Source organism: Hymenobacter amundsenii (genome assembly GCF_002204745.1).
Lineage (GTDB): Bacteria > Bacteroidota > Bacteroidia > Cytophagales > Hymenobacteraceae > Hymenobacter > Hymenobacter amundsenii.
In genome coordinates this window covers 141552-159982 of sequence record NZ_NIRR01000002.1, presented here as the reverse complement: position 1 = coordinate 159982, position 18431 = coordinate 141552, and the positions used below count along the sequence as shown (strand labels likewise).

At 60.6% G+C, this 18431-nt stretch carries 21 protein-coding genes and 1 pseudogene; 9 read left to right on the top strand and 13 right to left on the bottom strand.

The window, feature by feature from the left end; all coding sequences use genetic code 11:
- Nucleotides 1-39: 39 nt before the first annotated feature.
- Nucleotides 40-276, bottom strand: a complete 237-nt coding sequence (locus CDA63_RS02815; protein WP_088462928.1) for a hypothetical protein — start codon at nucleotides 274-276, stop codon at nucleotides 40-42.
- Nucleotides 277-409: 133 nt separating this feature from the next.
- On the opposite strand from CDA63_RS02815, the gene CDA63_RS02810 reads away from it, so the two are divergent.
- The 4 genes from CDA63_RS02810 to CDA63_RS02795 all read left to right on the top strand — a co-directional run bounded on the left by CDA63_RS02810 (nucleotide 410) and on the right by CDA63_RS02795 (nucleotide 3307).
- Nucleotides 410-991, top strand: a complete 582-nt coding sequence (locus tag CDA63_RS02810) for an RNA polymerase sigma factor (protein WP_088462927.1) — start codon at nucleotides 410-412, stop codon at nucleotides 989-991.
- Nucleotides 992-1103: 112 nt separating this feature from the next.
- Nucleotides 1104-2300 carry a S1C family serine protease gene (locus CDA63_RS02805; RefSeq protein ID WP_088462926.1) on the top strand — a complete coding sequence of 399 codons (1197 nt, stop codon included), beginning with the start codon at nucleotides 1104-1106 and terminating at the stop codon, nucleotides 2298-2300.
- A gap of 222 nt (nucleotides 2301-2522) precedes the next feature.
- A complete protein-coding gene (locus CDA63_RS02800) occupies nucleotides 2523-2777 on the top strand; it encodes a hypothetical protein (RefSeq protein ID WP_088462925.1) in 255 nt (84 codons plus the stop codon).
- Between the two features lie 242 nt (nucleotides 2778-3019).
- Nucleotides 3020-3307 carry a hypothetical protein gene (locus tag CDA63_RS02795; protein ID WP_088462924.1) on the top strand — a complete coding sequence of 96 codons (288 nt, stop codon included), beginning with the start codon at nucleotides 3020-3022 and terminating at the stop codon, nucleotides 3305-3307.
- 166 nt (nucleotides 3308-3473) lie between these two features.
- Here CDA63_RS02795 and CDA63_RS21535 read toward each other — a convergent pair whose 3' ends face one another.
- Complete coding sequence (locus CDA63_RS21535; RefSeq protein WP_262490642.1) at nucleotides 3474-4313, bottom strand: trehalase family glycosidase; 840 nt, start codon at nucleotides 4311-4313, stop codon at nucleotides 3474-3476.
- 92 nt (nucleotides 4314-4405) lie between these two features.
- A pseudogene (locus tag CDA63_RS21530) lies at nucleotides 4406-4879 on the bottom strand (trehalase family glycosidase); the annotation flags it as partial.
- Between CDA63_RS21530 and CDA63_RS21220 the strand changes: the two are divergent.
- The gene (locus CDA63_RS21220) at nucleotides 4814-5128 is read left to right on the top strand and encodes a hypothetical protein (protein ID WP_242434529.1); all 315 of its coding nucleotides are present in this window, start codon (nucleotides 4814-4816) and stop codon (nucleotides 5126-5128) included. The pseudogene CDA63_RS21530 and the gene CDA63_RS21220 sit on opposite strands and share 66 nt — an antisense overlap.
- A 60-nt stretch (nucleotides 5129-5188) precedes the next feature.
- Nucleotides 5189-6148, top strand: coding sequence for an SMP-30/gluconolactonase/LRE family protein (locus CDA63_RS02785; RefSeq protein ID WP_088462923.1), 960 nt, complete (start codon nucleotides 5189-5191; stop codon nucleotides 6146-6148).
- Nucleotides 6149-6186: 38 nt separating this feature from the next.
- On the opposite strand, the gene CDA63_RS02780 is transcribed toward CDA63_RS02785, so the two are convergent.
- Both CDA63_RS02780 and ettA read right to left on the bottom strand, forming a co-directional pair.
- Nucleotides 6187-7467 (bottom strand): amidase, encoded by a 1281-nt coding sequence (locus tag CDA63_RS02780; protein WP_242434522.1) that lies wholly within the window; start codon nucleotides 7465-7467, stop codon nucleotides 6187-6189.
- A gap of 313 nt (nucleotides 7468-7780) precedes the next feature.
- On the bottom strand, nucleotides 7781-9448 hold the full coding sequence (gene ettA / locus CDA63_RS02775) for an energy-dependent translational throttle protein EttA (protein ID WP_088462922.1): 1668 nt from the start codon (nucleotides 9446-9448) through the stop codon (nucleotides 7781-7783).
- 322 nt (nucleotides 9449-9770) lie between these two features.
- Here ettA and CDA63_RS02770 point away from each other — a divergent pair, with 322 nt between their 5' ends.
- From CDA63_RS02770 to CDA63_RS02760, 3 genes are all read left to right on the top strand, one after another.
- Nucleotides 9771-11084: a DUF349 domain-containing protein gene (locus CDA63_RS02770; RefSeq protein ID WP_088462921.1), complete on the top strand. Its 1314-nt coding sequence runs from the start codon at nucleotides 9771-9773 to the stop codon at nucleotides 11082-11084.
- Nucleotides 11085-11230: 146 nt separating this feature from the next.
- Nucleotides 11231-11452: a DUF2795 domain-containing protein gene (locus CDA63_RS02765; RefSeq protein ID WP_019948259.1), complete on the top strand. Its 222-nt coding sequence runs from the start codon at nucleotides 11231-11233 to the stop codon at nucleotides 11450-11452.
- Nucleotides 11453-11614: 162 nt separating this feature from the next.
- Nucleotides 11615-12292 carry an ABC transporter ATP-binding protein gene (locus tag CDA63_RS02760; protein ID WP_088462920.1) on the top strand — a complete coding sequence of 226 codons (678 nt, stop codon included), beginning with the start codon at nucleotides 11615-11617 and terminating at the stop codon, nucleotides 12290-12292.
- Nucleotides 12293-12382: 90 nt separating this feature from the next.
- Here the strand turns inward: CDA63_RS02760 and CDA63_RS02755 are convergent, their stop codons facing one another.
- The 8 genes from CDA63_RS02755 to CDA63_RS02720 all read right to left on the bottom strand — a co-directional run bounded on the left by CDA63_RS02755 (nucleotide 12383) and on the right by CDA63_RS02720 (nucleotide 18264).
- Nucleotides 12383-12691, bottom strand: coding sequence for a glutamyl-tRNA reductase (locus tag CDA63_RS02755; RefSeq protein WP_088462919.1), 309 nt, complete (start codon nucleotides 12689-12691; stop codon nucleotides 12383-12385).
- 47 nt (nucleotides 12692-12738) lie between these two features.
- Nucleotides 12739-13239, bottom strand: a complete 501-nt coding sequence (locus tag CDA63_RS02750; protein WP_088462918.1) for a group I truncated hemoglobin — start codon at nucleotides 13237-13239, stop codon at nucleotides 12739-12741.
- 54 nt (nucleotides 13240-13293) lie between these two features.
- On the bottom strand, nucleotides 13294-13719 hold the full coding sequence (locus CDA63_RS02745) for a hypothetical protein (RefSeq protein WP_126546702.1): 426 nt from the start codon (nucleotides 13717-13719) through the stop codon (nucleotides 13294-13296).
- 13 nt (nucleotides 13720-13732) lie between these two features.
- Nucleotides 13733-14635, bottom strand: coding sequence for a DUF5777 family beta-barrel protein (locus CDA63_RS02740; protein WP_088462916.1), 903 nt, complete (start codon nucleotides 14633-14635; stop codon nucleotides 13733-13735).
- A gap of 33 nt (nucleotides 14636-14668) precedes the next feature.
- A complete protein-coding gene (locus CDA63_RS02735; RefSeq protein ID WP_242434521.1) occupies nucleotides 14669-15238 on the bottom strand; it encodes a YceI family protein in 570 nt (189 codons plus the stop codon).
- A 95-nt stretch (nucleotides 15239-15333) separates the two neighbouring features.
- A complete protein-coding gene (locus tag CDA63_RS02730; RefSeq protein WP_206780449.1) occupies nucleotides 15334-15720 on the bottom strand; it encodes a hypothetical protein in 387 nt (128 codons plus the stop codon).
- Between the two features lie 620 nt (nucleotides 15721-16340).
- A complete protein-coding gene (locus CDA63_RS02725; protein WP_165768168.1) occupies nucleotides 16341-17513 on the bottom strand; it encodes a lycopene cyclase family protein in 1173 nt (390 codons plus the stop codon).
- A gap of 148 nt (nucleotides 17514-17661) precedes the next feature.
- Nucleotides 17662-18264 (bottom strand): RBBP9/YdeN family alpha/beta hydrolase, encoded by a 603-nt coding sequence (locus tag CDA63_RS02720; RefSeq protein WP_242434528.1) that lies wholly within the window; start codon nucleotides 18262-18264, stop codon nucleotides 17662-17664.
- Nucleotides 18265-18431 lie beyond the last annotated feature (167 nt).

Sequence of the window (18431 nt, the reverse complement as noted above, 5' to 3'; positions counted from 1 at the left end):
ACCCGGGTTGGCAAGCGCACCGGCCAAGCCGGCGGGCCATTACTTCACCTCTTCCGTAGTAGTGGTCGTGGTCGTGGTAGTAGCCTCCATCGTGGTAGGAACTACAACAGTAGTGTCGGTCGACGACATAACTGCGGTGGTGTCCATCGTCGTGGTGGTAGCATCCATCGTGGTGGTATCCGTAGTCGTGGTGGCTTCTACGGGCTTCTGCTCGCACGAAGTGAGGGCAGCGGCGAATACGGCCACCAAGGCAGATACTTTCAGGAAATTTTTCATGAGGGGAGTTGGTTGGAAATAGTTGTCCGAAAAACGTAGTTCATCCCAGAATCGGCCAACAGTAACCCACTGCCGAAAAATAAACTTTTGGCGGGTTACCCAACCGCCCCTCCCGTATTAACCAACAAAGCGAATGGGTAAGGGACAACCTTCCTACACCGATGAGGAGTTCGTGGCGGCCATCCGCCGCGACGACGACCGGGCGCTGGCCCAACTCTACCGGCTGCATTTTCCTATGATTTCGCATTACGTACTGCAAAACAGTGGTACCGACGACGAAGCCCAGGACGTGTACCAGGAGGGCGTAATGGTGTTTTATGAGAAGGTGCGCGAAGGCTCTTTAGAGCTAAGCTGCCAGATCAAAACGTACCTCTACGCCGTATGCCGTCGTCTGTGGCTTAAGCGGCTCGCCGAGAAAAACCGCTTCGGCGGCCGCCTCGAAGACCATGAGCCCTTCCTCGAAACCGGAGCCGAGGCCGACCTGGAGTTGGCCGAGGAACGGGACCGGCAGTTGGGCACCATGTCCCAGGCCCTGGATCTGATTGGGGAGCCTTGCCGCTCCCTGCTCGAAGGCTTTTACCTGCTCGATAAATCGATGCAGCAACTCACGGCCGAGTTTGGTTATACCAACGCCGACAACGCCAAAAACCAGAAATACAAGTGCCTGGTCCGGCTGAAAAAACTCTTCTTCAGCCAGTATCAGGAGCTTAATTGATAAAGAAGTGAGGATGGAGAAGTGAGAAGTGAGACATTTTTTCTGTCGGCCCTTTCCGCTTCCAATAATACCCTCTCTCACCTCTCACTTCTCTATCCTCACGTCTTCCAACATGAAAACCGAAGCCGACTACTACGCCTTATTTGAAGCCTACCGCGCCGGCGGACTGGCCGACGAGGAACAGGCGGCCCTGGAACACCGCCTCGCCGCCGACCCCGAACTGGCCCAGCGCCTGAGCGAGTTCGAGAAGCTGACGGGCATGCTCACGGCGTACGGGCGGCGGCAGGCGTTGCGGCGCCGGCTCCAAACCATTCATGCCGCCATGGTCGCCGAGCAGGCCCCGCGCCTCGATTTGGCCAAAGCGGCTGACCAGGATGAGCGCCGCGAACAGCTCACCGCCCGCCCCGCCCCGCGCCCCATGCTGCGCGTGTCGCGCACCGAGGAGAAGCTGCGGGCCTTCTGGCAGGGGCACCGCGCCACCATGCTGGTAGCCGCCGCCGTGGCCGTACTAGCCGTATTCACCACCTTGTTGGGTCTGGAAATGTACCGCACGGCCCAGCAAAGCTCATCGTCGCGCAACGGCTACACCATGCTGCGCCGCGAGGTAGAGCGCATCAAGCGCAACCAGCGCAGCATGAACCGGGCTATCACCCAGATTGATGCTACCCAGCCCACCGAGCGGATCAACCCCGGTAAATTCAGCGGTACGGGCTTCGCTCTGACCTCCGACGGCTACCTGGTTACCAGCTACCACGTTATCCAGGGGGCCGATTCGCTGCTGATTGAGAACCGTGCCCGCCAGCGGTTCCGGGCCGAGCCGGTATTTACCGATGTGGCCCATGACTTGGCCATCCTGCAGATTACCGACAAGGATTTCATCGGCTTTGGTCGCCTACCCTACGCGTTCAAGCGCAACCAGGCCGATTTGGGCGAGAAGGTGTACACGCTGGGCTATCCCCGCGAAGACCTCGTATTCAACGACGGCTCGCTGAGCGCCCGCTCGGGCTTCGAGGGCGACACGAACTTCTACCAGGTGAGCATTCCGGTGAACCCGGGTAACTCGGGCGGCCCCTTGCTCGACGACCGGGGCAACCTGATTGGCGTGGTGAGTGGCCGGCAGATGGACGTGCAAAGCGCCGCCTTTGCCACTAAGTCGTCGTACCTGATGCACCTCGTGGATTCGCTTAGCACCACCGGCGCGGGCCGACCCTACAACCTGCCGCGGGCCAACCAGCTAAGCGGCGCATCGCGCCCCCAGCAAATCCGCAAGCTCCAGGACTACGTGTTCGTGGTGAAAGTGTACGAATAAGCCAACGGCTACCAATCGATTTGCTCAGCCCCACTGCTATACCGGCGGTGGGGCTTCTTGGTGATAATGGGATGTCCCCGGTGGGCAACCCTGGCAGGCTCAACCGTAGCGTTTTCTTTCGGCCACCGGGTATCAAAATTGGCCGACTTGCGTAGAGAAGGAAAGGCCGTCGGTTTGGGCGGCCGTCTGATCCTTTTTTAGCCGCTGCTGCCTTTATCAACCATGAGCAACCACCTCTCCGCTGAAGTAGAAAAAATTCTACCCGAAGACATTATCAACACGCTGCAAAGCGGGTATAAAGTGTTTCAGGGCGAACACGACCAATTTGATGACATGATCAAGCACAGCAGTACCCTGTTGCGCAAGGCCTCGCGTAGTTTCACGCCCGTGCAGCTTGTTATCGGTATTGCCCTGCTGGCCACCGTAGCGGTTATTGCCGTTGCTAAAACAGCCGAAGCCCTCGACGATAACAAGTAACGCTCCTTTCACACCCTACCAGCAACTAGAAAGCCCTTTCCATATTCGGAGAGGGCTTTTTTTTGTAAAATTTTGTTTTTATAATTTTATCAATAAATAATTTGTCTTATTATTGCAGAGTCAAGTTTATAATTTGATTCAGCACATCATTTTAGTCGAGAATATCTCATTGACTTTCTCGCTGGCCGTTTCGCTTGGCGGATGCATATCACCTAATCTCTTCGCTCTCAGTTACTTTTTGTATGAAATCTATTGCTACTCTTTTGGTGCTGCTCGGTTCAGCTGCCTTACTGCCGGCTCAGGCCCAAACTACGACCACTTCAGCTGAAAGAGCGGCCACTGCTTCTGCCAACGGCCCCCAGCGCACACTGGCCCAAGACCAAGCCGCTGGACAAGTGGAGGAAGGACCTAAACTCAGCCGGCGCGAGCAGCGCAAGGCCAAAAAGGGCCTGACGCCTTATGCCCAGGCCGTACTAAATAACGAGTTGTTCCGCGACGAGCCCAAATCAAACGAAAACGGCAAACTGTAGCCTTGGCTTGACTTAGTGGTCATGCGCAGGTTGCGTTGAGCCCGAATGGAGCAGCATCTATCCGTGTGATAGACGCTGCCCCATTCGGGCTCCGCTGGTTTAAAAGCTGTTCGAAGTCTTGGCGTATTCAGCCAGCCATAAATGCTGACCGCCACCAATGGCTCCGTTAGCGGGGCTGGGGTACCGAGCGTTGGAAGTCGAGCCAGACACCATTGGTCCAGCCGAAACCATCCTGAAGTGGGTACTCGCCGCCGCCGCCGGGCGCGGTAGGGTTTTCGACGTCGTACTTCTCCATCAGCTTCCCGATTCGCCGGAACACCTGCTCGTTGAGAGCCATCCAACGGCCGACGATGGTATGGGCCAGCGCCGTTTCGTGGTAGCGACGCAGGCCCGTTACGGCCAGCCATTGCAACGGGGCCCAGGCGTTGGGCGCGTCCCACTGCTGGCCAGTGCGGCTGAGAGTGGTAACCAGGCCGCCGGCTTTGAGAAAGTCGCGGCGCAGGCCGGCTGCTACCTGCCGGGCCTGCGCGGGGGTAGCAATGCCCACCGTAAGCGGCAGCACGCCTGCCAGGGTACGTACAGGCGAAGGTTGGCGATGCTCGAAATCGTAGTCGAGAAACCAGCCGGCCTTTTTGTCCCAGCAGTAGCGCAGCAACGCGCGGCGGCGGGCCCGGGCGCGGTTTTCGAGTTGGGTGGCAGCGGCTTTATCCTGGCGCAGGCGGCTGGTGCGGGCCAGCTGTAGCTCCACTTCGTAGAGCAGGCAGTTGAGGTCGACGGGCACCAGCGCGGTGGTCCGGATGGATTCGAGGCCCTGGCCGGGCACGAACCAGCGGCTGCTGAAGTCCCAGCCCGAGGCGGCGGCGGCCCGCAGGTTGCGGTACACGTCGGCGGCGGGGCGGTTAGTGGCGCGGGCGGCCACGGCCACATCTTCCCGATACGATTCTTCGCGGGGCTCGGCGCTCTGGTCCCAGTAGCGGTTGAGCAGCGTGCCATCGGACAGACGCACGACGCTGCGACGGACCTCGCCGGGGGCACCGAGTCGGCGGCGGCCATCCAGAAAGCGTACTCGCGGCGCAGGGCCGGGTCGTAGGCCAGCTGCACCGAGTCAGCGCGGGCGGGCGTGGGCTGCATGGCGGCCAGCAGCGTAATCATACGGCCAAAAAACGGGGGCTGCGAGCGGGTGAGGTAGTAAGTGCGGTTGCCGTTGGGAATGAAACCGTAGCGGCTCACTAGATAAGCAAAGTTGTCGACCATGCCCCGAATGAGTGCGGGGCGGCCGCTTTCGCGCAGGCCCAGCATCGTGAAGTACGAATCCCAGTAGTACACCTCCCGAAACCGGCCGCCGGGCACCACATAGGCCTGGGGCAATGGCAGCAGCGACGAGTAGGGCCCCGCCGCCGCCTGGCCCGGCCGCTCCAACACGGTCCAGAGCGTATCGAGGTGGTGGCGCAGGCCCCGGGCAACGTCGGAGCGGTAAGTGGGGCCGGTATCGGTGGGTACCTGGAAGTGCGTTTCCACGAATTCGCGCAGTTGAAATCCCGGCTGGCCCTTCCGAAGGGCGTAGTCGGCCAGAATAACGGCCGGGGCGTCGCGGGGCTCGGCATCGACGAAGGTTTTGTTATCGGGAAACACCCCACCCAGCTGCACGGCCTCGAACAGGCCCGGAAACAGCTGCCGGGGCGACGCTGGCCGCACGGCAGCAGTCGGAGTTGGCGTTTGGGCGGGCAACAAAAGCGGCAGCCAGCAGCCAGCGAGAAGGAAAAACAGTTTTTTCACGGAATGAAGGGCGAAAAGCAGCAGCAGGAAAGTAGAAAGATTTAAGTGGACGGCTGAAGGAGCAAGGGGGTTGTTTACATTTGACTTTCTGCTGTTGCTCCGACTATGCGCTATCCTGTTCTTTCCGGTTTCCGCCCCGCCACCCTGGGCCTGGCCTTGCTGCTGGCAGCGCCGGCCTGCACCTCCCGCGTCGGCCAGCCGGGCACGGCCGGAGCCAATAAGCAGGAGGTCAGCCCGGTAGCGGCCGGGGCCACGCCCCAGTTGCTGGCCCGGCAGTTCAGCTTCACCGAAGGCCCCGCCCCCGACCGGGCCGGCAACGTCTACTTCACCGACCAGCCCCACAACCAAATCTGGCGCTACGACTTTGGCACCCAAAAGCTCGGTGTATTCCTGGAGCCGGCCGGCCGCTCGAACGGGCTCTACTTCGACGGCCAGGGCAACCTGCTGGCCTGCGCCGACGGTCAGAACGAACTCTGGTCCATCGCGCCCGACGAAACCGTGACCGTGCTGCTACGCGACGCGGGCGGGCGCACCCTCAACGGCCCCAACGACCTGTGGGTGAACCCCAAAACCCAGGGCATCTACTTCACCGACCCCTACTACCAGCGCCCCTACTGGACCCGCCAGGCCCCCGATAGCCTCCTCGGCGGCCGGCACGTGTACTACCTGCCCCCCGGCCAAAGCCAGCCCGTGCAGGTGGCCGACCAGCTCCGCCAGCCCAACGGCATCATCGGCACCCCCGACGGCCGCACGCTTTACGTGGCCGATATTGAAGCCAACCAGACCTACCGCTACGACATCGGCCCCACCAGCCGCCTCAGCAACCGCCAGCCCTTCGCGCCCCTGGGCTCCGATGGCATGACCCTGGACCGAGAAGGCAACGTGTATCTCACGGGCGACGGCGTGACGGTGTACAGCCCCGCCGGCAAGCTCCTGGCCCACATTGCATTACCCGAAAAGTGGACCGCCAACGTCTGCTTCGCCGGCCCCGACCGCAAAACCCTCTTCATCACGGCCTCCGAAGGGGTGTATTTGCTGGCGATGCGGGTGGCTGGGGCGCAGTAATGCCAAGGGCCTAAGGAGATAAGCCACCTCCAGAACTACTAAATAACCGGCCGCTTATCAAACCACGGCCGGGCCTGCTCCAACTGGCTGGCCACGCGAAACAGCACATCTTCGGCGCCCATCGGGGCCACGAACTGCACCCCGCAGGGCAGGCCGTCGGTGGTCCAGTGCAGGGGCACCGACATGGCGGGCTGGCCCGTGAGGTTGACAAATTGGGTGTAGGGCGTTTTTTCGAGGCTCTGCTCGGCCAGTTGCTCCACAATGCCCGAGAGGCGGATAAGGCCGCCCAGCCCGAAGGTATTCACCAGTTTCAGCAGCAGCTGCTCGGTAGGCTTGGGTTGCAGCTCGCCGATGCGCACTGGGGGCACGGCCAACGTGGGCGTGAGCAGCAAGTCGTAGGTTTGGTGGAAGCGACCGAGGCTGCGGGCGCAGTCGTTCCAGGAGTGGCGGGCACCGGCAAAGTCGGCGGCCGAGTAGGTGCGGCCCAGCAGACCCAGCAGCCAGGTAGTGGGCTCCACATCGGCGGGGCGGGCCGGGCGGCCCAAGTGCTTTTCCAGCGCCGCAATACTGGCCCCGGTTTCGCCGAAGTACAGCATCAGAAACGCCCGTGCCACGGCCTGGCCATCGAAGGGCAGCGGCACTTCCTCCACCTCGTGGCCCAGGCTTTCGAGCAGGTGGGCCGCGTCGCGCACGGCAGTGGCGCACTCCGGGTGCAGGGGCTTGCCCAGCGGATGGCCCAAACTAAAGCCGATGCGCAGGCGGCCGGGCTCGCGGCTCACTTCTTCCAGATACGGCCGCGCGGGGTTAGGCAAGAAGTAAGGCGCACCGGCATCGGGGCCGGCGGTGGCGTCGAGCAGGGCCGCGCTGTCGCGCACCGAGCGGCTGAGCACGTGCTCGACGGCCGCACCCTGCCACTTCTCGCCCTGCTCGGGGCCGGTGGGGTTGCGGCCCCGGCTGGGCTTGAGGCCGAACAGCCCGCAGCAGGCTGCCGGAATCCGGATGGACCCGCCCCCGTCGCCGGCCCCGGCCACCGGCACAATGCCGGCCGCCACGGCTGCCGCCGCCCCGCCGCTGGAGCCGCCGGGCGTGTGGTCGAGGTTCCAGGGGTTGCGGCAGGCCCCAAACAGCACCGGCTCGGTTACGCCCATAAGCGCAAACTCGGGCGTGTTGGTTTTGCCCAGCATATTGAGGCCCGCCGCCTGCCAGCGCCGCACCAACTCGGCATCCTGCCCCGGCACGAAGCCCCGCAGTGCCCGGCTGCCGGAACTGTGCGGTGCGCCCGCGTACTGCGCCCCGAAATCCTTGAGCAGAAACGGCACGCCCCCGAGCGGCCCGGCCGGCAACCCTGCCGCGCCCGCGCTCCGGCCGCTTCATAGAGCGGCAACACGACGGCATTGATACGTGGGTTCACGGCTTCGGCGCGGGCCACGGCGGCGGCGCACAACTCGGCGGCCGTGAGCTGGCCCCGGCGTACCAGGTCAGCTTGGGCAAGGCCATCGAGCTGGTCGTATTCGGCAAAGGTCATGGCTTCGTTTTTCGTTGATTGTTTTTCGTTATTCGGGCCTGCCGAATGACACCTAAGTATCTCCGGCAGGCCCGTATAACGAAAAACAATCAACGAAAAACGAAACGTTACCCCAAGCTGCGGTAGCGCACGCGCTTGGGCTCCACGTCGCCGAGACGTTTACGCTTGGCTTCCTCGTAGTCGGAAAAGTTACCCTCGAACCAGACCACCTGCGAATCGCCCTCGAAGGCCAGGATGTGGGTAGCCAGCCGGTCGAGGAACCACCGGTCGTGGCTGATAATCACGGCGCAACCGGCAAAGTTTTCCAGGGCGTCTTCCAGGGCCCGGATGGCGTTTACATCGAGGTCGTTGGTGGGCTCATCGAGCAGCAGCAGGTTGGCGCCCTGCTTGAGCGTGGTGGCCAGGTGTACCCGATTCCGCTCACCACCCGAGAGGCTGCCGACTTTCTTTTCCTGGTCGCCGCCCCTAAAGTTGAAGTTGCTCACGAAGGCCCGCGAGTTCACTGGCCGTCCGGCCAGCATCATGGTTTCGGTGCCGCCCGATATAGTTTCGAACACCGATTTATTGGGCTCCAGCGTGTCGTGCTGCTGGTCGACGTAGGCCGTCTGCACCGTGGGGCCCACCACGAACGTACCGGCATCGGGCTGCACCTGGTCGGTGATGAGGCGGAACAGGGTGGTTTTGCCGGCGCCGTTCGGCCCGATAATGCCTACAATACCGCCCTGGGGCAGCGAGAAGGTCAAGTTATCAAACAACAGCTTGTCGCCGAAGGCCTTGCGCAGGCCTTCTACCTCAATCACCTGGGAGCCCAGGCGCGGACCGTCGGGGATGAAGAGTTCGAGCTTCTGCTCCTTCTCCTTGGAGTCTTCGCCCACCATTTTATCGTAGCCAGCGAGGCGGGCCTTGCTCTTGGCCTGGCGGGCCTTGGGGGCCATGCGCACCCATTCCAGCTCCCGTTGCAGGGTTTTCTGGCGCTTGCTCTCGGTTTTCTCTTCCTGGGCCAGGCGGTTAGACTTCTGCTCCAGCCACGAACTGTAGTTTCCCTTCCACGGAATACCCTCGCCCCGGTCGAGCTCCAGAATCCAGCCGGCCACGTTGTCGAGGAAGTAGCGGTCGTGGGTTACAGCAATCACGGTGCCTTTGTACTGCTGCAAGTGCTGCTCCAGCCACAGCACGCTTTCGGCGTCGAGGTGGTTGGTGGGTTCGTCGAGCAGCAGCACGTCGGGCTCCTGGAGCAGCAGGCGGCACAGGGCCACCCGGCGCTTCTCGCCGCCCGAAAGGTTGCCGATAATGGCATCGGCCTCAGGGGTTCGCAGCGCGTCCATGGCCCGTTCCAGCTTGCTGTCGAGGTTCCAGGCATCCAGCTGATCGAGGCGCTCCTGCACCGTGCCTTGGCGCTCCAACAGCTTATCGAAGTCGGGGTCTTCGCCGCCAAAGGCTTCGTTGATTTCCTCGAACTCCTTGAGCAGAGCCACCGTTTCGGCCACGCCTTCCTGCACCACTTCGAGCACCGTTTTGGTGGCGTCGAGCTGGGGCTCCTGCTCCAGGTAGCCCACCGAGTAGCCCGGCGAGAATACCACGTCGCCCTGAATCTGCTTGTCGACGCCGGCAATAATCTTGAGCAAACTCGACTTACCCGAGCCATTGAGGCCGAGCACGCCGATTTTAGCGCCGTAGAAAAAGGAGAGGTAAATATTCTTGAGAACCTGTTTCTGGGGCGGGTACACCTTGGTTACCCCGGCCATCGAGAAGATAATAGTAGGCTGGTCGCTCATAAAGGGGAGAACTGAAAAAAAGAAAGGATTACCATCGGAAATTGACGCACCAGCCGGTTCCTTGCCCGGGTCGGGCCTTGCCAGTTCGGCGCGGGTTTCTATTTTGCGTAGAAATCGGGGCTAATGAGCCCGCAGCGCGTCAGAACCGGTTTAGTTACTGTTGCGTAGCTTCCGGGGCTGGGTCGTTTACCAAAGGTAGGCAGCCCAGGCCAACATTGCGCTGCTGGCCCATGGCAGCCGAATTAGCCAACAACGCGTAAACTTGCAGCAATTCTCGATCTGAACACCCTGCTTTCTCACCTATTCGCTCCCTTATCTGATTATGGAATCCCCAGACCATTTGCTGGCCGAAGCTCAACGTTATGGCTACATTGAGGGCGACCAGGTGTGGCTCCGCCCCCTCCTCGACCTCCCCGCCCGCCAAGTAGGCCAGGTAAAAGAATCTCCCGATGCTTCCCTGCTTTATTTTGCCCAACGCTTCGACCTCTTCCGCACCAAAGTAGAAGAGCTGCTGCAAAAAATAGAGGAATCTGACAACAAAGGTTCGTTTTTGATGAAGGCCCTGCACCTGAAGGAGCAGGTAGGCCGCTATGACGCGCTGGGCGACTTCGCGGCCGAGTACGAGCGCCTGAGCGCCGCCGAGCAGGCAATCAACCTGACTATTGGGCGCAACCGCGAAAAAAACCTGGCTACCAAGCTGAGCCTTATTGCCGAAGCCGAAGCCCTGCGTGACACCTACGACTGGCAGGCCGGCAGCGAGCAGCTCAAGGACCTGCGCCAGGGCTGGATCAAGACTGGCCCCGTTGATAAAGACCGCATCGAGGAGCTCGAAGCTCGTTTCCAGGCGGCTACCGACGCGTTTTTTGTCCGCAAAAAGGATTTTCTGGCCCAGAAAAAGGCCATGACCAGCCGGGTGTACGACCAGTACAAAGACCTGATCCATAAGTCGGAGGCCATCCAGAACTCCACCGAGTTCGAGAACACGACCCGCAAGCTCAAGCAGCTGCAGCAGGGCTGGAAGGAAGTGGAGGGCACCCTGCCCCGCAAGCAGGCCAACGACCTCTGGACACGCTTTCGGGCGGCCCACAACCACTTTTTCGAGCGCCTGAAGGTGCATATTGAGAGCAAGCGCCAGGAGCAAACCGTAGTTGGCAGCCCGGCGGGCAGCGGCAGCGGCGAAGACAACCTGGCGCGCAAGCGCGCCCTGGTAGCCGAGGCGGAGGCCCTGCTCAGCCGGCCCATGTCGGAAGCCGTGGCGCGGGCCAAGGAGTTGCAGGCGGCCTGGAAACGGGTAGGCCCGGTGCGGGGTGAGGAGTCGGACCGGGTGTGGGAGCAGTTTATTCTGGCCTGCGACCGGGTGTTTGAAACCAGCGCCCTCGAACACTACATGCGCAAGCGCCCGGCCTCCGACGACCCCGCCGAAAAGGCCCGGCTACGGACCGAAGCCCTGCGCGAGTTCATCCGCCAAGACGAGCAGGAACGGCAGGTACTGGCCGACAACCTCGACAAACTGGCCGAATCGGCTGCCAACGATACGTTCCGCTCCTTGTTACAAGGTAAAATCCGCGCTTTCGACCGGAAAATCCGCACCAAAAACGACCTGATTGCCATGTACCAGCAGCAAGCGCGCCGTTGAGTTAACCTTGTTGCCTATTTTACGTTGTCGTCAGCAACTACCTGCAACCCCGCGGCGGCAATGGTGTCATGCCCTCAGCATCGGCCGGATTTTTGTAGGCGGCGCTTCACCTTTTTGATCACCTCTTTTTAGTAGCACTCACGATTATGTACTGGACTCTGGAACTCGCTTCGTACTTGGAAGATGCTCCCTGGCCTGCCACCAAGGATGAACTCATTGACTACTCTATTCGCTCGGGCGCCCCGATGGAAGTGGTAGAAAACCTGCAGGCCCTGGAAGACGACGGCCAGCCCTACGAAAACATCGAAGAAGTGTGGCCTGATTATCCGACCAAGGAGGACTTCATGTTCAACGAGGACGAGTACTAGCAGCTTGGAGGTGAGAAGTTAGATAGGAGAAATGGGAATGTTCGTGTTTGACCGGCCTCAGCCGCCCAAACTTTCACCACCTCACTTTTCATGCCTACGCTTTCACCTCTTCACATAGAAAACCTGATTGCGGGGTACGGACGACGAGTCCTGCTCCGCAATTTGTGTTTTAAGGTCCCGGAGCCGGCTTTCGTGGCCGTTATCGGCCATAATGGCTGCGGAAAAACCACGCTGCTACGGGCCCTCACCGGCCAGATTCCTTATACCGGCACCGTAACCGTGAGCGGCCAAGACCTGCGCCTAGTGCGGCAGCCGGCGGCCAGTGGGCTGCTGGCCCATTTGCCCCAGCGGGCCAGCGTGGAGTTTTCGCTGCCCGTGCGCGAGTTGGTGGTTATGGGGCGCTTCCGCCACCACCGCTTCCTGGGCGGTTATTCGGCCCAGGACTATGCTTTGGCCGACGCGGCCCTGGCCCGGGTGGGTGCCACCCACCTCGCAGCTCAAGATTTTACGCTGCTTTCGGGCGGCGAGCAGCAGCTGGTCTGGCTGGCCCAACTCAGCCTTCAGGATGCGGCCCTGTGCCTGCTCGACGAGCCCACCCAACAACTCGACGTTTACTACCGCCGCCGCGTGTTCGGGCTGCTCCACGAGTGGGTGGCGCAAGAGGGCAAAACGGTGCTCTGCATCACCCACGACCTCGACAACCTGGCCCATTTACCTGGCTACCTGCTCAATCTCTCCCGCCCCGAACCCCACTTACAGCCGCTATCGGCCGCCGTGGTAGCCACCGAACGCGCCTTCCTGGAAAGTGAGGCAAGTCTGGGTGCTCACGTCCACGAATAAAGCCAGCCCCCTTGCAGGAAGCTGGCTTTAGCCGGGCATAGGAGCGGCTTGCCTATGTCGTTTGGCGGGCCGTTGCAGCGGCCCGGAGGATTAAACTGTTGGCACTGGAGCCGCCGCCTGGTTCAGGTCGAACAACCCGCTCAGCACCTGTAGCAGGGGCGTGGAGTTGCCCCGCTGGCGGGCGGCCCCAATTTGCCCCACCATCGATTGAAGCACGCGCTGCACCAAGGCCGTCGTTAGCTCGTCGAGCGAGGCGGCTTCCTCGGGGGCCAGGCGCTTGGAAAAGCGCCGTAGCTCCTCCTGGCGCAACTGTTCCAACGTGGCCGTCAGGCGCTGGATAGTGGAGGCCGTGGCTTGTTCGCCCATCCATTCGGCGGAGTTGACGTTGGTTGGTGTCATGGGAAATGGCCGGTTAGTAGGCTATGGAATAGGCTGCGGTAGGCTACTTAATGGCCCACCACGTCGTCGTGCATCTTATCAACAATAACGTAGAGCGCGGCCTTATCGGTAGCCGATACGTTGTTGCTGTTGAGGGAGGCTTCGAGTTGGTTGCGCCACACGCTGAACTCGCTCGCGGTGATGTTCATACCCCGATGGGCGGTCAGCATGCTCAGCCCATTATAAGCCAGTGGCCCCCCAGTAGCTTCACCCAACTGGTCGATGAAATTGTTGCGCAGGCGCTGCAACCGCATCGGGTCGGTAGGTGCCTGGCCGTTTACCCCGTTCACGGCGTCGAGCATGGGCTTGTGCGTACGCAGCATGGCCGAGTTCGTCGTGGCTGTTTCGGCGCCTACGTTGGCCACCAATCCATCCACGATGCGGGCAATACCTTCGGTTTTGCCCAATCGGTCGTAGAGCGTGGGTTCCGCGGCGGTTTCTTTGCCGCCGCAGGAGCCCAGCAGCAAGGTGCCAGCCAACAGGCCCGCTAAGAGTAAAGAGTTTTTCATGGGCTTAAAGGGATAAAAAGTGAAAAAGGAGTAATCAACAATAGAGCAAGAGCCTTATAGCCGCACCAGCAGCCGGCGCAGGTTAAAAGAGAACCGCAGCCGCTCCAGGGCCTGCACGTAGCCCGGCGGCACCGGGCACTGCCGCGCCGTAGGGTCGGGGGCGGGCAACGGCATCGGCCGTAGCCCCAGGCGCTGGATCAGTTCGTCGGCACTCATCTCGGCCGGCCGGTAAGCCAGCGTGAGCAGGTGCTTGTCGGGCCGCAGGGCACAGGCCGTTACGCCCGGTAGGGCCGGCCGGGCCTGCAATTGGTCGGCGGCCAGGCCTGGCGCCAAAGCGGGGGCCACCAGGGTGATAAATTCCGTAGTCGGGGTGAATTCGTGCAGGCTGGGCTCGTTCCAGCTGCCCCAACCCACCGCCAGCAGCAGTGGCAACCCGACCAGCAGGCCCACTTTCGCCCGTTTCGAACGGCGTTTTCTCATCCTGAAGCCCGGCTTAGATTTGCGGCTTGACCGTAAAATTGCGGGCCACCGTGAAGCCGAAGTACAGGTCGCCGGAGAAGAACTTGCCGGTGGTTTGGGGAATGAAGAACTTCTCCGTCATGCCCAGCGAGTTGGTTACGTGCAGCTGAAACACGTGCCCGCCAGTTTCCAAATCGACGCCCAAGCCCAGGGCGTTGCGGAAGTTGCTGGCCGTATTGCCCGGAAACAGGTAGTAATAGTCGGCCGTGAGGGCCGTGCGCTTCGTGATTTTCTGACGCAACGCGCCGCCCAAGGCGTACACGTCGTTCTCCTCGGCGGCCGTGGCCACGTAGTTGCGGTGAATGAGTGTGGGCATCAGCTGCACCGACAGCTCGGGGCTGAACTTGCGGGCAATCTGGGCCTGATAAGCGTAGGTCAGGCGCGAGGCCGTGGTCCGCTCCTGCTCGTTTGGGGCCAGGTTGAAACGGAGCGTATTGATGGAGGAAGAGGCAAACAAAGTTACCGACACGGGCATGGCCCGGGCTCCGGTCGTCTGCCGGATGGCGCGGTACTTCACAAACCCGTCGTAGGTTTTTTCCTGCGAGCTACGCCCTACGCCCACCGCCAGCCGGCTCGTCAGCCCGTATTCCAGGCTGAGCCGCAGCACGGCTTGGTCGAGGCCGAAGAAGTTGTAGGCGCCGCTGTTGAGCGTCCCGAACCGGTGCTGAATCAGGAAGGCCATCGTACCCTTACCCGGCGTTTCCACCGACTGCGAGTTGATAATGTGGGTGCCTTTGAACGTGGCCGCCACCACTTCCCGCTTCTGCGGATCGGTGGTCTGCTCTTCGAGCTGACCGAGCAGGTCGGTCTGGGCGTAAGCGGCCGGGGCCAGCAAGGTGCCCAGGCCGAGCAAAAAGAAGGGTAAGAGTGTTTTCATGGAGGCTATATTTCAGCTACTTCTAGGTAAAAATCAGTTGGCCACCGCCGAACGGCTGCCCGGCGTGGCCACCGGGTCGGCAATCAATACCACCCGGATGCGCACAATTTTGGCAATGTTTTCGCGCACCAGCAGCGGAATTTCGATGTTGTAATCGGCCGGGGCCACGTTGAAAGTGGCAAAGGCCTGGAGTTGCCCGTTTTTGAGTTCCAGGGTGGCGGGTACGGCCACGCGGTGGGTTACGCCGTGCAGAGTCAGGTCACCCTCGGCCCGGAACGTGTGCGAACCCGGGGCCGTTGCTGCGGCCAGGCTCGCATCGGTGAACCGGCCGGTGAAGGTAGCCCGCGGAAACTTGCCCGATTCCATGTAATTTTCGTTGAAGTGCTCCTGCATGAGGGTGCGCTTGAAAGTAAAATCCTTGATGGGCACGGCAAAAGCAAACTGATTGGTACTGAGGTCGATGATACCTGCCGCCGTATTGGTAATGGCTTCGATATCCTCGATAATGCTGGTCGAAAAGAAGCTCACCCGGCCTTCCTTGGTCATAAACCGCCCCTGGGCCCGGCCCGGAATCACGACGGCCAATAACAGCGGAATAAGCAATAGCAGTGCAAGCCTCTGCCCGCCGACCCCGCGCAGATGGCAAGCCCAACAGGTTGATGACGGGGCAATCGTCCGTAAATCGACGGCCACTACCCCTAGTTATTAGGTTGGCCTGCTTCGATCCAGGATCTGATTTTGGCGATGTCGCATACCGAAATCTTGGCCCCACCTTTAGGCATAGGGTCGAAGCCTGCCTGGTGCTCCACCGAACCCAGCAACAGACTGGCCGACTGATTCTTGATGCCCTGGTAAGTGCTGTAATCGTTGTTACCGCCCAGGGTCTGGTACACAGCCGCTCCGTGGCAGGCACGACAGTTGGTGTCGAAAATGGGCGAGATGTCCTGCACGTAGCTTACAGCCACGCTGCTTGTTGGGCAGGGGCTAGGAGTTTCGCCGCTTGAGTAGGTGCAGCCAGTGGCGAAAACAACCAGCAAGCAGGCTAGTAAGCCCCCGATTTTTGTCGTAGTAGAAGTAGTCGCCATTTATATGAATTGTTTTTTTTCAAGAGTGAGTCCTTGATACCACTTGGCATAAAGCCCATCCACTGCTTGCCAGCTCCGAAAGCCGTCTGCTAGTCAATAACAAATTCTCAGAACGGGTGCGCTTTCCCAAAGATGGAATCAAAGAGTCACTATTCAAATTAGCATTCGTTAAGCATTGTTATACGCTCGTTGAATAAGACAAACTGCCCTACAAAAAATAATCACATACTCTTAAAACAACACAAACTCAAACATTTATAAAATAGCATATTAGATTACCTAATCATGCCTTTACTGTATTATAGAGGAGCTTATGCCTACTCTTCAAGGTCCGATCAGATTCCTGTTAACCACTTCTGCCATCACACTACTACATGCACTTTCTCGCCCGACAGTGCGACTTCTGCTGATACAGAATATTTCCCAATTTGAATCTCAACTAACTAAAACCTTCTTTCCCCTCATTCTTGGCCGAGCTTATGTCCGCTCTGACTTCACATTTAGACGCTTCTCCGATGGCTCTCTGCTTGTAAGCAGAACAATATAATTTTTACAAGCTCCACTGTAGTTACCAGGTTGCGGCGGCGGCTCGTTGCATTGGTTGGTGTCTAGGCTTGCCTTCAGCGCTGGCCCGGGCGGCGGCGCAGCACGTGCCAGATGGAGCGCAGGAAGGGTCCGGGCATTACGGAATTCATAATCTGCAGATTCTCCTGCCACGTAGTGCGCTCGTCCAAAAAGTCGAAAATGCGTTCCACGGGGTTGCGCTGGAAAAGCTGGCTGAAGATGTCGCGGGTCAGTTCGCCCCGGCGCTGCATAATGTCGAGCAGTAGCGTATCGAAGAGCCGGAACTGCCATTGGTCGCCGGTGCTGTGGCGGGGAGGGGCGCCGGTAGTGGCCAAGGCGGCTACCAGCCGGGCCGAGTGGGCCTGAATGCGTTTGAAGGCGTAGCCGGTACTCGGCTTGGCCCGGCCGGCCCGGGTGCCCAGGTTCAGTATATGCTGCCCCTGGCGGGCGGGCAGTGGGTGGTCGGTCATCGGAATGGCGCCAATTTCTTCGGCCGTTACGCGGTAGGAACCGCCGCCAAGCAGTTGGGCCAAGTAGTTGCGTAGCGCGGCCTCGTATTCGGCTTTTGGCAGGGGTGTTTCCGAAAAAAGCGTGTACTCCACCAGTGCCTGCCGAGGACCAAAGGGCAGCACGTACATGAAGCGCGCCTCCTGCCCCTGCGCACCCCGGAAGTCCATGAACTCGGCCGTAGTAGGGTCGAACGCATCGTGGTCGGTTTCCACCTCCCAGCCCACAAAGTGCTGGAGCAAGTAGCGGTGGCGGGCTGGTTGGCGCAGTTCGGCCAGTTGGGGCGGGCGGCTATCAAAGGCGTAGCGCCCCCGAAACTCGCCCTCGGGCGTCGTAACCCGGGCCCCATCGGGCATGTCAGCTACCGCCGTTACAGTGGTTTTTAGCCACGTAAACTGGGGGTTTTCAACCAGCATCTGCCGCACGAAGCGGTAGAAATCCAGGCCCCGAATCATTTTGTAGCGGTGGCGGTTCAGATCGAAGGTCTGCTCGAAGTCGGGGCTGCGGAAAGCAATACTACTCCATTCGTGGGCCACGATGCCATCGAAAAGCGTGGGCGCATCGGCCCAAAACGACCAGGTACGGTCGTTCTGGTCTTTGGCTTCGGGCTCCAGCAGCAGCACCCGCTTATCGGCCAGCCGGGGCTCTTGGCTGATATGGTAGGCCAGGCTCAGGCCCGCCGCGCCGCCGCCCACAATCAGGTAGTCGAAATCTTCCTTCACGGTTGCAAGAAACGCATCCGGCGCGGAATACCGGTACCGGCCATCACCCAACCCGGCCCGGCCGCGCATAAAAAGCCAGCGCCCCAGGCATGTGGTGCAGGGCGAAACAACCGCTAGGCGCAATGCCGATACCCAACCAGCGGGCCAGTTAGCCCGCTACGGCATGCTGGGTAGCGGTTTCGGCCAAGTCGCGGATGGCATCCAGAATATCGGCGTCGAGCTGGGAGCTGAAGTGCTGGCGGCCGGGCAGAATGCTCACGTTGGAGTTCAGGCGTTCCACCCATAGCTGCTCGTTTTCCTGGAAACCGGAGGTGTAGGGGTCATCGTCGGAGAGCAGCACGGTCAGCTTGTTGCCCGGAATCAGGCGGCGAGCGGCCTCATAATCGATGGGCGCATGAATCCAGTTCAGAATGTCCTGCCACGGGCTATCCACCGAAAACCACCCGGCCACGCACAACACGCCGCCCACTTGGGGTACATTGGCAGGGTGCTGGGCCGCCACCTGGGCTAAATAGTGCAGAATGGCCAGGCAGCCCACACTGTGGCCCACCAGATATAAATCTTCGTTCAGTTGCGCGGGCGGCAGCACTTCGGCCAGGTAGCGGTTGGCCTGCTCAATGGTCGGCAGGTCCCAGGCGGGCATGGTCAGCAAATGTACTTCATACCGAACCTTGCTATTCGAAGCTGCTTCCAACTGGCGTTTCAGCCACAGGTACCAATCGTCCTGAGCGGAACCGGCCCAACGAGGCACTACATACACGTGTTTGGTTGTACTCACTGGGGAATGATTTAATGAAAACTAGCTGTGCCACCCGCCATCGTGAGCCGAGAGTAGCTGCCACTGCTTGAAAAGTTAAAGTAGCCACTCCGGCTCCGGGCCACAAGCTCAACCAGCAAAAAGCCGGCCCCTGCGGGCCG

Coding starts and splice junctions, on each gene's coding strand:
- CDA63_RS02800 (WP_088462925.1), top strand. CDS start 2,523: ATGAGCAACCACCTCTCCGCTGAAGTAGAAAAAATTCTACCCGAAGAC.
- CDA63_RS02755 (WP_088462919.1), bottom strand. CDS start 12,691: ATGACACCAACCAACGTCAACTCCGCCGAATGGATGGGCGAACAAGCC.
- CDA63_RS02810 (WP_088462927.1), top strand. CDS start 410: ATGGGTAAGGGACAACCTTCCTACACCGATGAGGAGTTCGTGGCGGCC.
- CDA63_RS02740 (WP_088462916.1), bottom strand. CDS start 14,635: ATGAAAACACTCTTACCCTTCTTTTTGCTCGGCCTGGGCACCTTGCTG.
- CDA63_RS02765 (WP_019948259.1), top strand. CDS start 11,231: ATGTACTGGACTCTGGAACTCGCTTCGTACTTGGAAGATGCTCCCTGG.
- CDA63_RS02750 (WP_088462918.1), bottom strand. CDS start 13,239: ATGAAAAACTCTTTACTCTTAGCGGGCCTGTTGGCTGGCACCTTGCTG.
- CDA63_RS02795 (WP_088462924.1), top strand. CDS start 3,020: ATGAAATCTATTGCTACTCTTTTGGTGCTGCTCGGTTCAGCTGCCTTA.
- CDA63_RS02770 (WP_088462921.1), top strand. CDS start 9,771: ATGGAATCCCCAGACCATTTGCTGGCCGAAGCTCAACGTTATGGCTAC.
- CDA63_RS02730 (WP_206780449.1), bottom strand. CDS start 15,720: ATGGCGACTACTTCTACTACGACAAAAATCGGGGGCTTACTAGCCTGC.
- CDA63_RS02815 (WP_088462928.1), bottom strand. CDS start 276: ATGAAAAATTTCCTGAAAGTATCTGCCTTGGTGGCCGTATTCGCCGCT.
- CDA63_RS02785 (WP_088462923.1), top strand. CDS start 5,189: ATGCGCTATCCTGTTCTTTCCGGTTTCCGCCCCGCCACCCTGGGCCTG.
- CDA63_RS02805 (WP_088462926.1), top strand. CDS start 1,104: ATGAAAACCGAAGCCGACTACTACGCCTTATTTGAAGCCTACCGCGCC.
- CDA63_RS02745 (WP_126546702.1), bottom strand. CDS start 13,719: ATGAGAAAACGCCGTTCGAAACGGGCGAAAGTGGGCCTGCTGGTCGGG.
- ettA (WP_088462922.1), bottom strand. CDS start 9,448: ATGAGCGACCAGCCTACTATTATCTTCTCGATGGCCGGGGTAACCAAG.